The organism is Pseudomonas sp. FA117 (assembly GCF_057370475.1).
Window position 1 is genome coordinate 5,033,597 of sequence record NZ_CM170675.1, and the last position, 14,949, is coordinate 5,048,545.

Consider the following 14,949-nt stretch of genomic DNA (forward strand, 5'->3'; position numbering starts at 1 on the left):
ATAGTCCGGGGCACGTCGCGCGCCAGATGCGCCGGCCCCGCGAGGAGATAGCATGAGCCTGCCCGCTGCGTTCCTGCGTGATGCCGAACGCCTGATCCCTGCCGAACGCCGTTTCGACGACCCGACCTCGACCCTGGCCTTCGGCACCGACGCCAGCTTCTACCGGCTGATCCCCAAGCTGGTGGTGCGCGTCGAGTCCGAGGACGAAGTGGTCGAGCTGATCCGCCTGGCCCAGCGCGAGCGCGTGCCGATCACCTTCCGGGCCGCTGGCACCAGCCTCTCCGGCCAGGCCATCAGCGACTCGGTGCTGATCGTGCTCGGCGACAACTGGAACGGCCGCGAGATTCGCAACCAGGGCGAACAGATTCGTCTGCAACCCGGCGTCATCGGCGCCCAGGCCAATGCCTGGCTGGCCCCCTATGGGCGCAAGATCGGGCCAGACCCGGCGTCGATCAACGCCTGCAAGATCGGCGGCATCGTCGCCAACAACGCCAGCGGCATGTGCTGCGGCACCGCGCAGAACACCTATCACACCCTGGCAGGACTGCGCCTGGTACTGGCCGACGGCACGCGCCTGGACAGTGAAGACCCGGCCAGCGTCGCCGCCTTCGAGCAGAGCCACGCCGCACTGCTCGACGCACTTGCCCGCCTCGGCCGCGAGACCCGCGCCAACACCGAACTGGCCGACCGCATCCGCCACAAGTACCGGCTGAAGAACACCACCGGTCTGTCGCTCAATGCACTGGTGGACTACGACCAGCCACTGGATATCCTCCAGCACCTGCTGGTCGGCTCCGAAGGCACCCTGGGCTTCATCAGTGCAGTGACCTACGACACCGTGCCCGACCATCCGCACAAGGCCAGTGCGCTGCTGGTGTTCCCCAGTGTCGAGAGCTGCTGCCGCGCGGTCACCGTGCTCAAGCGCCAGCCGGTGTCGGCGGTCGAGTTGCTCGACCGCCGCAGCCTGCGCTCGGTGCAGGCGATGCCGGGCATGCCGGCCTGGGTGAGCGGGCTGTCGGACAACGCCTGTGCCCTGCTGATCGAGTCGCGCGCCGCCAGCCAGAGCCTGCTGCACGAGCAACTGGCGCAGGTGATGGGGTCGATCGCCGAGTTCCCGCTGGAGCAGAAAGTCGAGTTCAGCGAAGACCCGTCGGTATACAACCTGCTGTGGAAGATCCGCAAGGACACCTTCCCCGCCGTCGGCGCGGTGCGCCAGACCGGCACCACGGTGATCATCGAAGACGTGACCTTTCCGGTCGAGCAACTGGCCGAGGGGGTCAACCGTCTGCTCCAGCTGTTCGACCGGCACCGCTATGACGAGGCGATCATTTTCGGCCACGCGCTGGAAGGCAACCTGCACTTCGTCTTCACCCAGGGCTTCAACAGTGCCGAGGAAGTGGCGCGCTACCAGGCGTTCATGGATGACGTCGCGCAACTGGTGGCAGTCGAGTTTGGCGGCTCGCTCAAGGCCGAGCACGGTACCGGACGCAACATGGCGCCCTTCGTCGAACTGGAATGGGGCAAGGACGCCTATCAGCTGATGTGGACGCTCAAGCGGCTGCTCGACCCCAATGGCATTCTCAACCCGGACGTGGTGCTCAGCAGCGATCCGGCCATTCACCTGAAGAACCTCAAGCCACTGCCGGCCGCCGACGAGATCGTCGACAAATGCATCGAGTGCGGTTTCTGCGAGCCGGTCTGCCCATCCAAGGGCCTCACCCTCAGCCCGCGTCAGCGCATCGTCATGTGGCGCGATATCCAGGCCAAGCGTCGTGCTGGCCTGGACACGCGCGATCTGCTGCAGACCTATCAATACCAGGGTATAGACACCTGTGCCGCTACCGGCCTGTGCGCCCAGCGCTGCCCGGTGGGGATCAACACCGGCGAACTGGTGAAGAAGCTGCGCGGCCAGGCGGCCCGGCACCTCAAGAGCGCCGACTGGCTGGCCGAGCACTTCCAGTCGGCCCTCAGTGGCGCACACCTGACCCTGGCTGCCGCCAACGGCGCCCGCCGACTACTGGGCGCCCCGCGCCTGGAGCGTATCAGCGGCGTGCTGCGCAAGGTCAGCAACGACCGCCTGCCGCAGTGGACGCCGGCCATGCCGCAGCCGCTCAAGCCGATCGGTTTCGGCCCGGCCAGCCACGACGCACGCCCTCGTGTCGTCTACTTGGCGGCCTGCGTGTCACGCGTCATGGGCCCGGCCTATGCCGACCGCGAGCAAAGTTCGCTGCTCGACAAGACCCGCGCGCTGCTGGAAAAAGCTGGCTATCAGGTGGTGTTCCCGGAGAACGCCGACAGCCTCTGCTGCGGTCAGCCGTTCGCCTCCAAAGGCTATGCCGAGCAGGCCGAGCACAAGCGCCAAGAACTGATTGCCGCGCTGCTGCAGGCCAGCCGCGGCGGCCTCGACCCGATCTATTGCGACACCAGCCCCTGCACCCTGCGCCTGGTGCAGGATCTGGGCGAAACCCGCCTGGATCTTTACGACCCGGTGCGCTTCATCCGCACCCATCTGCTCGACAAGCTGGAGTTCACCCCACAAGACGAACCTGTGGCCGTGCATGTCACCTGCAGCACCCAGCACCTGGGCGAAAGCCAGGCGCTGATCGACCTCGCGCGGCGTTGCAGCAAGCAGGTGGTCATCCCGGAAGGCATTCACTGCTGCGGATTTGCCGGCGACAAAGGCTTCACTACCCCGGAGCTCAATGCCCATTCCCTGCGCAGCCTGAAAGACGCGGTGCAGTACTGCAACGAAGGGATCTCCACCAGCCGTACCTGCGAGATCGGCCTGTCGAGCCATAGTGGTATCGACTATCACGGGTTGGTCTATCTGGTGGACCGGGTGACTCGTGCACGAGCTATCTGAGGCCAGCCCAAATCCCGTGGGACAACTGTCTTGCTCAAAATCCAAGGGCCAGCCTAATCCCTGTGGGAGCGGGTTTACCCGCGAACACAGGCGTAGCCCGTGCCAGGCAGCGCGGTGTCTTTTTCGCGGGTAAACCCGCTCCTGCAATGTGAGCGGCTACTCCGGCTATTGACCCAACAGCTAGCAACCATTTGTTACAAGTAAATGCTAATCTGCAGCCCCCTCTCTCCGCTGCCGTTGGCCCACGATGTCTGAGTCCGCACCGTTGCTGTTGCGTCATCACCGTCCCTTCATCGCTTTCTGGCTCGCCCGGGTCTTCACCGCCAGCGGCTTCCAGATGCTCACCGTGGCCATCGGCTGGCACCTCTACCAGCTCACCGGCAACGTCCTCGACCTGGGCCTGGTCGGCCTGGTCGAGTTCGCCCCGCGGGTGCTGTTCATGCTGCATACCGGTCATGTCGCCGACCGCTACGACCGGCGCAAGGTCGCTGCGCTGTGCCAGAGCCTGCAGGGCCTGATCGCCCTGGCGCTGGCCCTGGGCAGCGCCACCGACCACGTCACCCGCGAGCTGATCTTCGTGCTGGCCTTCCTGCTCGGCGCCACCCGCTCCTTCGAGCTGCCCGCCACCCAGGCGCTGCTGCCCAACGTGGTGCCGCCAGGGTTGTTCCCCCGTGCAGTCGCGGCCTCCGCATCGGCAACCCAGGCCGCGACCATCGTCGCCCCCGCCGTTGGAGGGCTGCTCTACGCCTTCGGCAGCGTCTGGGTGTACGGGCCGACCGTGCTGCTGTACGGCGTTGCCTGCCTGCTGATGCTCAGCCTCGATTCGCGCCAGCAGACACCCCAGCGCGGTCGTGCCAACCTGGAGTCGCTGCTGGCCGGCATCCGCTTCATCCGCAGCCGCCCGGACATTCTCGGCGCCATCTCGCTGGACCTGTTCGCCGTGCTGCTGGGCGGCGCCACTGCGCTGCTGCCGGTGTTCGCCAAGGATATCCTGCTCACCGGCGCCTGGGGGCTGGGCCTGCTGCGCTCGGCCCCGGCGGTGGGTGCCTTGTTGATGTCGCTGTGGCTGGCGCGCTTCCCGGTCGAGCGCAAGGTCGGTCGGACCATGTTCACCGCCGTGGGCGTGTTCGGCGTGGCGACCATCGCCTTCGGCCTGTCGACCTCGTTCTGGTTCTCGCTGGCGGTACTGGTGGTCCTGGGCGCGGCAGACATGATCAGCATGGTCATTCGCAGCGCCTTCGTCCAACTGGAGACTCCGGATGAAATGCGTGGCCGGGTCAGCGCCGTGAACGGCCTGTTCATCGGTGCCTCGAATCAGCTCGGCGAGTTCGAATCCGGGGTCACTGCGCACTGGTTTGGCACGGTTCCGGCGGTGGTGCTGGGCGGCGTGGGCACGCTGGTGGTCACTGGCGTGTGGATGAAACTGTTCCCGACCCTGGCCAACCGCGACCGGATGCACAATCCGCAATAGCCATCATGGGGCTGCCTCGCAGCCCTTTCGCGGTGCGAGGCCGCGCCTGCAATGACGGCCCACGCCACACAGACCAACAGCCATAGGCCCCCGCCCCCCATGCTGGTATGATGCGCGGCTTTTTCGCGCCCCCACACAAATCCACGGCAACCGGTACGGTCTGTGCTTTGCTGATGAGGTCGAACACATTCACGGCGCCAAGACGCCATGGGAGCAGGCATGCTGGAAAGGCTGTTTCAATTAAAGGCACACAACACCAACGTGCGCACCGAGATCCTCGCGGGCGTCACCACCTTCCTGGCCATGGCCTACATCCTGTTCGTCAACCCGAGCATCCTCGGTGAAACCGGCATGGACAAGGGCGCGATCTTCGTCGCCACCTGCCTGGCGGCAGCCATCGGCTCGGTGACCATGGGCCTGATCGCCAACTACCCGATCGCCCTGGCCCCGGGCATGGGCCTGAACGCCTTCTTCACCTACACCGTAGTCCTGCACATGGGCCACACCTGGCAGGTGGCGCTGGGTGCGGTGTTCCTGTCGGCGGTGCTGTTCTTCCTGCTGTCGATCTTCCGTATCCGTGAATGGATCGTGAACAGCATCCCGCTGCCACTGCGCTCGGCGATTGCCGCCGGTATCGGCCTGTTCCTGGCACTGATCGCCCTGCACAACGCCGGCATCGTCGTCGACAACCCGGCCACCCTGGTGGGCCTGGGCGACCTGCGCCAGCCTGCACCGATCCTCGCCACCCTCGGTTTCTTCCTGATCGTCGGCCTGGAGTCGCTGAAAGTCCGTGGCGCCGTGCTGATCGGTATCCTCGCCGTGACCCTGGTGTCGATCCTGGTGGGCGCCAGCCCGTTCGGCGGCATCATTTCCATGCCGCCGTCGCTGGCCCCGACCTTCCTGCAGCTGGACATCAAGGGCGCGCTGGACGTCGGCCTGGTCAGCGTGATCTTCGCCTTCCTGTTCGTCGACCTGTTCGACAACTCCGGCACCCTGATCGGCGTGGCCAAGCGCGCCGGCCTGATGGGCAAGGACGGCCACATGCCGAAGATGGGCCGCGCCCTGATCGCCGACAGCACCGCAGCCATGGCCGGCTCGCTGCTGGGCACCTCGACCACCACCAGCTACATCGAGTCGGCCGCAGGCGTGAGCGCCGGCGGGCGCACCGGCCTGACCGCCATCGTGGTGGCAGTACTGTTCCTGCTGGCGCTGTTCTTCGCGCCCCTGGCCGGCAGCGTTCCGGCCTACGCCACCGCTCCGGCGCTGCTGTTCGTCGCCGTGCTGATGGCCTCGGGCCTGGCCGAGATCAACTGGGATGACGTCACCGAAGCCGCCCCCGTGGTGGTGACCGCCCTGGCCATGCCGCTGACCTATTCGATCGCCAACGGCATCGCCTTCGGCTTCATCGCCTGGACGGCCATCAAGCTGATTTCCGGTCGTCGCCACGACCTGAACCCGGCCCTGGTGATCCTGTCCATCCTGTTCGTCATCAAGCTGGGCTGGTTCAACGCATGAGTGCTGTCTTCGACCCTTCGCAATACACGACCCAACTGCAGGCCAAGGTCGAGCGCCTGCGCGCGCTGCTGGCGCCCTTCGATGCACCGCAACCTGCAGTGTTCGAGTCGCCGCGCGAGCACTATCGCCTGCGCGCCGAGTTTCGCCTGTGGCGTGAAGAGGGCCAGCGCCACTACGCGATGTTCGCCCCCGGCGAGAAGCACAAGGCAATTCTCATCGACGACTTCCCTATCGCCAGCCAGCGCATCAATGAACTGATGCCACGCCTGAAGGCGGCCTGGCAGGGCAACGAGGACCTGAGCAACCGTCTGTTCCAGGTCGAGTTCCTCACCACCCTGGCGGGCGACGCGATGATCACCCTGTGCTACCACCGCCCGCTGGACGAGGCCTGGGAAGCCGCCGCGCAGCAACTGGCCACCGAGTTGGGCGTCAGCGTGATCGGCCGCTCCAAGGGCAAGCGCGTGGTGATCGGGCGTGACTATGCGGTGGAGAAACTCGACATCGCCGGGCGCACCTTCAGCTATCGCCAGCCGGAAGGGGCGTTCACCCAGCCCAATGGTGCGGTGAACCAGAAGATGCTCGGCTGGGCCGTCGAGTCCATGGGCGAGCGCGACGATGACCTGCTGGAGCTGTACTGCGGCAACGGTAACTTCACCCTGCCGCTGGCCACCCGCGCGCGCCAGGTGCTGGCCACCGAGATCAGCAAGACCTCGGTCAACGCCGCCCTGCACAATCTGGACGAAAACGGCATCGACAACGTGCGCCTGGTGCGCCTGTCGGCCGAGGAACTGACCGAGGCGCTCAACGAGGTCCGCCCGTTCCGGCGCCTGGAAGGCATCGACCTGAAGAGCTACGACTTCGGCACCGTGTTCGTCGATCCGCCGCGCGCCGGCATGGACCCGGACACCTGCGAGCTGACCCGACGCTTCGAACGCATCCTGTACATCTCCTGCAACCCCGAGACGCTGGCGCAGAACATCGCCCAGCTGCACGATACCCACCGTATCGAACGCTGCGCGCTGTTCGACCAGTTCCCCTACACCCACCACATGGAAAGCGGGGTGCTGCTGGTCCGGCGCTGACCGGCGCAACGCGGGGTCGCCACGGCCCCGCCGCACGCACACAAGGAGCGATGTGCCGATGGACCAGTTGAGCGCCATGCAGACCTTCCGCCGGGTCGTCGACCTCGGCAGTTTCAGCGCCGCCGCCAGCCAGGCGGGCGTGTCCCACACCGTGCTGTCGCGCCAGGTGAAGAACCTCGAACGCACGCTCGGTACCCAGTTGCTCAACCGCACCACCCGCAGCCTGCAACCGACCGAGGCAGGCCTGCTGTTCTACCGCCACTGCGTGCTGATTCTCGAACAGATGCAGGCGATGAACCTGGAGTTGTCCGAACACCAGCAACAGCCCACCGGCACCTTGCGCCTGAGCGTCGCCACCGCCTTTGGCGAACTGGAGCTCAGTCGTTGGCTGCCGGACTTCGCCGCGCGGCACGAGCGCCTGCAGATCGAACTCGGTTGCACCGATCGCTTCGTCGACCTGATCGAGGAAGACGTGGATATCTGCCTGCGAATCACCGACCACCTGCCCGATTCAAGCCTGGTCGCGCGCCTGCTCGCACCCAGCCCGGTCCTGCTGGTGGCGTCGCCTGGCTATCTCGAACGCCATGGCACACCCACCACGCCGGAGATGCTGAAGCAGCACCCGCTGCTGGGCTACAGCCGCCTGACCCACCCTCAGCGCCTGCTGCTCAGCGACACCCAAGGCCAAATCCAGGAGGTGCTGATGCCCCGACGCCTGAGCGCCAACTCGCCGATGGCCTTGCGCGCCGCGGCCATCGGCGGGTTGGGGATTGCCAGTTTCGACCGTTTCATCGTGCATGACGCCTTGCTCGACGGGCGACTGCTACCGGTACTTGCCGATTGGCAGCTGCCTGGCCGCAACCTGTACGCCGTGTATCCGCACAGTCGCTACCTGGCACCGAAGGTCCGCGCACTGCTCGACTATGTGCAGACTTACTACGCGACCGCGCGCTGGGCAGCTTGATTGGTGCAATAAGCGCACATCTCATGGCTATTTCATGACGTATTTGTGCGAAAGATAACGGGATAACCTTCGCCCACTCACATCGACTGGCGAAGGAGCCTCCCATGAAAACCCTGCATTGCCTGATTGCCGGCCTCACCCTCGGCAGCCTCGCCCTCACCGCACAAGCCACCGAAACCAACGCTGTCTCCGTACCCGACAGCGCCGTACTCAAATGGCAGGACGTGCCCAATACCCAAGGCGCAGTCAGCTATGCCAACGTCGAAGGCGACATCTTCGGCAAGGGGGCATACTCGGCCTACGTGAAATTCAGGAAGGGTGTCGACAACGGCCTGCACCAGCACTCTCAGACCCTGCCGACCGTTGTGCTCGAGGGCACATTCTATGCGGTGATCGACGGCAAGCGTGTCGAGTATCCTGCCGGCGCCTACTACAAGCTGCCCGCCGACCTGGTGCACGAAAGCGGCTGTACGGCGGCCGCCGACTGCCTGCTGTTTCAGTACCAGGCCGATGCTTTCGACCTGAAGCCGGTCAAAGGCTGACACGCTGGGGCCGCGTTGCGGCCCCTGCTGCTCAGAAGTCGAAGAACACCGTCTCCCCTTCCCCTTGAATGCGGATATCGAAGCGATACGCCGTCTTCCCGTCCACCTCGCAGCGCTTGGCAATCAGCGTCTCGCGTCGCTGCGGTTGCTCGATCAGGTTGAGCACCGGGCACTTGCCGTTGGCCTCGGCCTCGTCGTCGAAGTACAACCGGGTGTGCAGGTGAATGTTGATCCCCCGGGCGAACAGGCTGATGTTGATGTGCGGCGCCATCGGAACCCCGGCGGCGTTGTTCACCACACCCGGCTTCACCGTGTGCAGGGTCCATTCGCCGGCGTCGAAGGTCGTAGCCGTCCGGCCGAAGCTGTTGAAGGCGTTTTCCAGGTTGAACTCGTCCTGGTACAGGCCATTGGCGTCGGCCTGCCACACCTCGAGAAACGAGTCGCGCACCAGATGGCCATTGCCGTCGTACACCTGGCCGATCAGCAGTATGTGCTCGCCCTCAGCCTGTGGGCTGGCCAGGCGGTTCCAGATCTCGTGGGCGCGGGTCGGATTGCCGGCAGCCTCCAGGGCCAGGCCGATGTGCACGTAGGGGCCGGCGGTCTGCGAGGGGGTTTCCGGCAGCAGTTCGATAGGCATGACGGGCTCCTCAGCGGTTTTCGAAGTGGGTCTGGCGCTGCCCGCGCAGCACGATGTCGAAGCGGTAGGCCAGGCAGTCCATCGGGTTGGCGTGGTTCATGTCCAGCCGTGCGATCAGGCGCTGGACCGCCTCGGGGTTGGCGATCGACTTGACGATCGGACACATCGGAATCAATGGGTCGCCCTCGAAGTACAGTTGGGTGATCAGCCTGGTGGCGATCGACGGGCCGCTGACCGAGAAGTGGATATGCGCCGGACGCCAGTCGTTGGGGCCGTTGCGCCACGGATAGGGCCCAGGCTTGATGGTGCGGAAGCTGTAGTAGCCGTCACGGTCGGTGAGGCAGCGGCCGACGCCACCGAAGTTCGGATCGAGCGGGGCCAGGTAGCGGTCGTTCTTGTGCCGGTAGCGACCACCGGCATTGGCCTGCCACATCTCCACCAAGGTGTTGGCGACCGGTTTGCCGTACTGGTCGAGCACGCGGCCGGCAACGATGATGCGTTCGCCGATCGGCAGCCCACCGTTGTTGAAGTTCAGCAGCAGGTCATGGTCGTGTTCACCGAAGCGCAGGTGGGAAAAGTCCGGGCCGGTGCTTTCGCTGACCGACTGCGGGATGCTCACCAGCGCCTGGCGAGGTGAGCGGGCGATGGATGTCTTGTAGTCAGGCGTGAAGGCTTTGGGATGCCAGTTGCGATCACGGATCACGAAGCGGCTGGTGTCCTGGGCGGGCATGGCCGTTTTCCTCTCTTGGAATTGTTCGAGTCGCCTGTGCGTGGCAGGCGGACTTGCAGTTTCCGGCAGCTCGCGCACGCTGGATACTGAAAACACCACGCCCACACATAACCATATGGTTATGCAACTTTTCGCCACATCACCCTCTCTCAAGCGCTGGACTATCCTGCATGGACTGCGGTGCCTGGCACAGGAACGGGCTACCTGCGAAAGCCATCGTGCATTCCCACAGCCCAGCACTACCCCTCACAGCGGAGAACTTCTATGGACTGGCGAAAAGGCCGACGCAGCGACAACGTGGTCGATGCCCGCGGCGAAGGTGGCGGCGGCGGAATGCGCTTTGGTGGCGGCAAGGGCCTGGGCCTTGGCGCCGTGCTGCTGATCGTCGGCATCGGCTGGCTCACCGGCCAGGACCCGTTGCAGATCCTCGGCCAGCTCGCCGGCCAGATGGAGCAGCAACAGACCGCCCCCAGCGGCGCCGGTGGCAAGGCGCCGCCGGCCAACGACGAGCAGGCCGAGTTCGTTGCCTCGATCCTCGGCGACACCGAAGACACCTGGAAAGCCCTGTTCGCCCAGGCCGGCAAGCAGTACCGCGATCCGAAGCTGGTGCTGTTCAGCGGCCAGGTCAACTCGGCCTGCGGCTTCGCCTCCTCGGCGGTCGGCCCCTTCTACTGCCCCGGCGATCAGCGGGTGTACCTGGACATGTCGTTCTTCCGCGAGATGGAAACCCGCTTCGCCGCCGCCGGCGACTTCGCCCAGGCCTACGTGATCGCCCACGAGATCGGCCATCACGTGCAGACCCTGCTCGGGGTGTCGGCCAAGGTCGATGCCGCACGCCGCAGCGGCCAGCGCCTGGAAGGCGACAACGGTTTGCTGGTGCGCCAGGAACTGCAGGCCGACTGCCTGGCGGGCGTCTGGGCGTACCAGGCGCAGAAGCGCCTCAACTGGCTGGAGCCCGGCGATGTCGAAGAGGCGTTGAACGCGGCCAATGCCATCGGTGACGACCGCCTCCAGCAGCAGGGCCAGGGCCGCGTGGTGCCCGACTCGTTCACCCACGGCACCTCGGCCCAGCGCGTGCGCTGGTTCAAGACCGGCTTCTCCAGCGGCGACCTGAACCGCTGCGACACCTTCAGCGCACGCAACCTGTAACGCCCGTCGAAACGGGCGTTGCAGAGCCTTTCCGGAACGCAATACGACCAATGGGTCATTTTTCTGCTGAAAAACGTTTCAGCGACAGCCGATTCGGCCGATAACCCCATGGACCCATCAGCTGGCCCCTACAAGAACAACGCCCAGCGACGTGAGATTTTGCGAGACACTTTTTCTGGAGAGCGTGCATGAACAGATGGTTTGCCGACAAGAGCGTAAACCTCAAGCTCGGGCTGGGCTTCGGCCTGGTCCTGGTATTGACCGGCCTGCTGGCCCTGGCCAGCTGGACCAGCCTGGGCAGCCTCATCAACCGCAGCAACTGGATGAGCGACATCACCCGGCTGAACATCGACCTGACCAACCTGCGGGTGGCGCGCCTGCAATACATGATCGCCAACGGCGACGACGCCGCGGCGGCCAACACCCTGGCCAAGCTGGAAACCTTCAGCGCCCAGCAGCAGCACCTGGAAAACACCTTCAAGAGCCCCGAGAACCTCAAGCTGCTGCGCGAGCTGGGCAAGATCATTGCCGATTACCGCGTCTCGCTCGACAAGATGCGGGCGGGCTACAAGGTCACCCTCAGCGCCCGTGCGACCCTCGACCAGAACGCAGCCAAGGCCATCCAGATGATCGAGACGATCAGCAAGGATGTGCTGGCCCGCGATGAAAGCGATGCCGCTCGCCTGCAGCAGTACCTGGTGATCAGCAAGGCGCGCCAGCAGCTCACCCAACTGCGCCTGGACGTGCGCAGCTACGTTGCGGCGCCCAGCGACAGTGCCGAACAGGCCGTGCTGCGCCAGCTGGATCTGACCCTGGGCGAGATCGACGGTCTCAAGGGCGCGTTGACCAGCGACGCAGGCAACATCCAGCAGTTCGAAGGCGCCGTGCGCGCCTATGGCGACTCGATCCGCCAACTGCGCGACTCGACCGCGCAGATTGCCGTGGCCCGTCAGGAAATGACCGTGCAGGGCACCGACATCGTCAAGCTCAGCGACGAGTTGTACAAGATCCAGCTCGAACGCCGCGACGTCGAGAGCGCCCAGGCGCGCAGCCTGCAGATCGGCGCCACCCTGCTGGCGCTGGTCTTCGGTGTGCTGGCCGCCCTGATCATCACCCGCCAGATCACCCGCCCGCTGCGCGAGACCCTGCAGGTGGTGGAGCGCATCGCCAGCGGCGACCTGACGCAGAACCTGCAGGTGACCCGTCGCGACGAACTGGGCGTGCTGCAGCAAGGCATCGCGCGCATGGGCACGACCCTGCGCGACCTGATCAGCGGCATCCGCGATGGTGTCACCCAGATCGCCAGCGCCGCCGAAGAACTGTCGGCGGTGACCGAGCAGACCAGCGCCGGGGCCAACAGCCAGAAAGTCGAAACCGACCAGGTGGCCACCGCCATGCACGAGATGGCCGCCACCGTGCAGGAGGTCGCGCGCAACGCCGAGCAGGCCTCGCACGCCGCCACCAACGCTGACGACGAAGCGCGCGCCGGCGACAAGGTGGTGGGCGAGGCGATCAGCCAGATCGAGCGCCTGGCCGCCGAGGTGCACCGTTCGACCGAAGCGATGAACCTGCTGCAACAGGAAAGCCAGAAGATCGGCAGCGTCATGGACGTGATCAAGTCGGTGGCCGAACAGACCAACCTGCTGGCGCTCAACGCGGCCATCGAAGCGGCGCGTGCCGGTGAGGCCGGGCGCGGTTTCGCGGTGGTCGCCGACGAGGTGCGCGGCCTGGCCCAGCGCACGCAGAAATCCACCGAAGAGATCGAGGAACTGGTCGCCAGCCTGCAGAACGGCACCCAGCAGGTGGCCAGCGCCATGCTCGGCAGCCGCACCCTGACCGACAGCAGCGTGGAGCTGGCGCGCAAGGCCGGCGTCTCGCTGGAGAACATCACCAGTACTGTGTCCGGCATCCAGTCGATGAACCAGCAGATCGCCGCTGCGGCCGAGCAGCAGAGCGCCGTGGCCGAAGAGATCAGCCGCAGCATCCTCAACGTGCGGGACGTGTCCGAGCAGACCGCGGCGGCGAGCGACGAAACTGCAGCCTCCAGCGTCGAACTGGCCCGCCTGGGTGGACAACTGCAAACCCTGGTCAGCCATTTCCGCGTCTGACCACGACCCTTCCGGGGCCGCGTCGCGGCCCCGATCCTCTCCCCGGAAATCTGCTGAACGGCGTTTCAGCTCCCGCAGACATTGCCGATATCTCTTCTGCGGCAATGGAGGGCCCATCACAAAAACAGCTGCCGAATGACGCGAATTCCGCGAGCAGGCGCTTTCCCGGGGAACCTCCATGAGCAACTGGTTTGCCAATATCAGCGTCAAACTCAAACTGATGCTGGGCTTCGGCCTGGTCCTTCTACTCACCACCGCCCTGGCCCTGACCGGCTGGAACAGCCTCGAAAACCTCGTTGCCCGCAGCAACTCGATGGCCCAGATCACCCAGTTCAACACCCACCTGAACAACCTGCGCGTGGCGCGCCTGCAATACATGCTCGCCGACGGCGACGAAAGCGCCGCGACCACCGTGCTGGCGCGGCTCGACACCTTCAACCAGTACAAACAGGAACTGCTGGCCAGTTTCGAGCACCCGCAGAGCCTGCAACTGCTGCGCGAGCAAGCCACCTACATCGATCAGTACCGCGCTTCGCTGGACAAGATGCGCCAGGGCTACCGCACCCTCGCCACCCAGCCCGATGCCCAGCAGCCGGTGCGCGATGCGCGGGCGGCAATCGCCAGCGCGCGCCAGGAGATGATCGAGGAACAGGCGCAGATCACCCAGCGCAGCGACGAGCTGTACAAGATCGAGCTTGGCGGTCGCGACAGCGACGCCGCCCAGGCCCGCAACCTGCAACTGGGCGTGGCCCTGCTGGCACTGCTGTTCGGCCTGCTGGCCGCGATGCTCATCACCCGCCAGATCACCCGTCCGTTGCAGCAAACGCTGGAAGCGGTGAAGAAGATCGCCGAGGGCGACCTGAGCGAACGCCTGCAGGTCAGCCGGCGAGACGAGCTGGGCATGCTGCAGCAAGGCATCGTCGGCATGGCTGGCACGCTGCGCGGGCTGATCGGCGGCATCCGCGACGGGGTCACACAGATCGCCAGCGCGGCCGAGGAGCTGTCGGCAGTCACCGAGCAGACCAGCGCCGGGGTCAATCATCAGAAGCTCGAGACCGACCAGGTGGCCACCGCCATGCACGAGATGACGGCGACCGTGCAGGAGGTCGCGCGCAATGCCGAGCAGGCTTCGCAGGCCGCGACCCAGGCCGACGCTCAAGCCCGTGCAGGCGACAAGGTGGTGAACGAGGCCATCGGCCAGATCGAGCGCCTGGCTGCCGAGGTCCAGCACTCGACCGAGGCGATGCACCTGTTGCAGCAGGAGAGCCAGAAGATCGGCAGCGTCATGGACGTGATCAAGTCGGTCGCCCAGCAGACCAACCTGCTGGCGCTCAATGCCGCCATCGAGGCCGCCCGCGCCGGTGAGGCCGGGCGTGGCTTCGCGGTGGTCGCCGACGAGGTGCGCGGCCTGGCCCAGCGCACGCAGAAGTCCACCGAAGAGATCGAGGAACTGGTCGCCAGCCTGCAGGGCGGTACCCAGCGGGTGGCCAGCGCGATGCAGGGCAGCAGCGGGCTGACCGACAGCAGCGTGGAACTGGCGCGCAAGGCCGGTGCTTCGCTGGCCAGCATCACCCGGACCGTGTCAGGGATCCAGGCGATGAACCAGCAGATTGCCGCGGCAGCCGAGCAGCAGAGTGCCGTGGCCGACGAGATCGGGCGCAGCATCGTGAATGTGCGTGATGTTTCGCAACAGACGGCGGCGGCCAGTGAAGAGACGGCGGCGTCCAGCGTGGAACTGGCGCGGTTGGGCGGGCAGTTGCAGACGATGGTCAGTCACTTCCGCGTCTGAAGCCAGGCGGCTCGGGGCTGGCATCGGCATTCGCGGGGCAATCGACGTGCCGAAGCGCCGCAACCACAGGATTCCTCACTGCCCTTGAGCTCGGTGAGG

General features: G+C 65.7%; 11 protein-coding genes. 9 read left to right on the forward strand and 2 right to left on the reverse strand.

Translation table 11 applies throughout. The features are described from left to right. The first annotated feature begins 52 nt into the window (after positions 1–52). The 6 genes from AC1TXO_RS23200 to AC1TXO_RS23225 all read left to right on the forward strand — a co-directional run bounded on the left by AC1TXO_RS23200 (position 53) and on the right by AC1TXO_RS23225 (position 8,437). Positions 53–2,863 (forward strand): FAD-binding and (Fe-S)-binding domain-containing protein, encoded by a 2,811-nt coding sequence (locus AC1TXO_RS23200; protein ID WP_486403891.1) that lies wholly within the window; start codon positions 53–55, stop codon positions 2,861–2,863. Positions 2,864–3,110: 247 nt separating this feature from the next. Then, positions 3,111–4,334: an MFS transporter gene (locus AC1TXO_RS23205; RefSeq protein ID WP_486403892.1), complete on the forward strand. Its 1,224-nt coding sequence runs from the start codon at positions 3,111–3,113 to the stop codon at positions 4,332–4,334. Positions 4,335–4,553: 219 nt separating this feature from the next. Continuing rightward, positions 4,554–5,849, forward strand: a complete 1,296-nt coding sequence (locus AC1TXO_RS23210; RefSeq protein ID WP_486403893.1) for an NCS2 family permease — start codon at positions 4,554–4,556, stop codon at positions 5,847–5,849. Continuing rightward, positions 5,846–6,931, forward strand: a complete 1,086-nt coding sequence (trmA, locus tag AC1TXO_RS23215) for a tRNA (uridine(54)-C5)-methyltransferase TrmA (protein WP_486403894.1) — start codon at positions 5,846–5,848, stop codon at positions 6,929–6,931. Before AC1TXO_RS23210 ends, trmA begins: the two co-directional genes overlap by 4 nt. A 58-nt stretch (positions 6,932–6,989) precedes the next feature. Further along, positions 6,990–7,895, forward strand: a complete 906-nt coding sequence (locus tag AC1TXO_RS23220) for a LysR family transcriptional regulator (RefSeq protein ID WP_486403895.1) — start codon at positions 6,990–6,992, stop codon at positions 7,893–7,895. Between the two features lie 104 nt (positions 7,896–7,999). Next, positions 8,000–8,437 carry a cupin domain-containing protein gene (locus tag AC1TXO_RS23225; RefSeq protein ID WP_486403896.1) on the forward strand — a complete coding sequence of 146 codons (438 nt, stop codon included), beginning with the start codon at positions 8,000–8,002 and terminating at the stop codon, positions 8,435–8,437. 31 nt (positions 8,438–8,468) lie between these two features. Here the strand turns inward: AC1TXO_RS23225 and pcaG are convergent, their stop codons facing one another. Both pcaG and pcaH read right to left on the reverse strand, forming a co-directional pair. After that, positions 8,469–9,074, reverse strand: a complete 606-nt coding sequence (pcaG, locus tag AC1TXO_RS23230) for a protocatechuate 3,4-dioxygenase subunit alpha (protein ID WP_486403897.1) — start codon at positions 9,072–9,074, stop codon at positions 8,469–8,471. A 10-nt stretch (positions 9,075–9,084) separates the two neighbouring features. Beyond that, the gene (pcaH, locus tag AC1TXO_RS23235; RefSeq protein WP_486403898.1) at positions 9,085–9,804 is read right to left on the reverse strand and encodes a protocatechuate 3,4-dioxygenase subunit beta; all 720 of its coding nucleotides are present in this window, start codon (positions 9,802–9,804) and stop codon (positions 9,085–9,087) included. A 264-nt stretch (positions 9,805–10,068) separates the two neighbouring features. Here pcaH and ypfJ point away from each other — a divergent pair, with 264 nt between their 5' ends. The 3 genes from ypfJ to AC1TXO_RS23250 all read left to right on the forward strand — a co-directional run bounded on the left by ypfJ (position 10,069) and on the right by AC1TXO_RS23250 (position 14,850). Next, complete coding sequence (ypfJ, locus tag AC1TXO_RS23240) at positions 10,069–10,953, forward strand: KPN_02809 family neutral zinc metallopeptidase (RefSeq protein WP_486403899.1); 885 nt, start codon at positions 10,069–10,071, stop codon at positions 10,951–10,953. A 188-nt stretch (positions 10,954–11,141) separates the two neighbouring features. Further along, complete coding sequence (locus tag AC1TXO_RS23245; protein ID WP_486403900.1) at positions 11,142–13,061, forward strand: methyl-accepting chemotaxis protein; 1,920 nt, start codon at positions 11,142–11,144, stop codon at positions 13,059–13,061. A 178-nt stretch (positions 13,062–13,239) separates the two neighbouring features. Beyond that, entirely contained in the window at positions 13,240–14,850 is a 1,611-nt protein-coding gene (locus AC1TXO_RS23250; RefSeq protein ID WP_486403901.1) for a methyl-accepting chemotaxis protein, read from the forward strand. The last annotated feature ends 99 nt before the right edge of the window (positions 14,851–14,949 follow it).

Bases quoted from the DNA above. Each gene is read 5' to 3' on its own strand.
- AC1TXO_RS23200 (WP_486403891.1), top strand. From the start codon at position 53: ATGAGCCTGCCCGCTGCGTTCCTGCGTGATGCCGAACGCCTGATCCCT.
- AC1TXO_RS23205 (WP_486403892.1), top strand. From the start codon at position 3,111: ATGTCTGAGTCCGCACCGTTGCTGTTGCGTCATCACCGTCCCTTCATC.
- AC1TXO_RS23210 (WP_486403893.1), top strand. From the start codon at position 4,554: ATGCTGGAAAGGCTGTTTCAATTAAAGGCACACAACACCAACGTGCGC.
- trmA (WP_486403894.1), top strand. From the start codon at position 5,846: ATGAGTGCTGTCTTCGACCCTTCGCAATACACGACCCAACTGCAGGCC.
- AC1TXO_RS23220 (WP_486403895.1), top strand. From the start codon at position 6,990: ATGGACCAGTTGAGCGCCATGCAGACCTTCCGCCGGGTCGTCGACCTC.
- AC1TXO_RS23225 (WP_486403896.1), top strand. From the start codon at position 8,000: ATGAAAACCCTGCATTGCCTGATTGCCGGCCTCACCCTCGGCAGCCTC.
- pcaG (WP_486403897.1), bottom strand. From the start codon at position 9,074: ATGCCTATCGAACTGCTGCCGGAAACCCCCTCGCAGACCGCCGGCCCC.
- pcaH (WP_486403898.1), bottom strand. From the start codon at position 9,804: ATGCCCGCCCAGGACACCAGCCGCTTCGTGATCCGTGATCGCAACTGG.
- ypfJ (WP_486403899.1), top strand. From the start codon at position 10,069: ATGGACTGGCGAAAAGGCCGACGCAGCGACAACGTGGTCGATGCCCGC.
- AC1TXO_RS23245 (WP_486403900.1), top strand. From the start codon at position 11,142: ATGAACAGATGGTTTGCCGACAAGAGCGTAAACCTCAAGCTCGGGCTG.
- AC1TXO_RS23250 (WP_486403901.1), top strand. From the start codon at position 13,240: ATGAGCAACTGGTTTGCCAATATCAGCGTCAAACTCAAACTGATGCTG.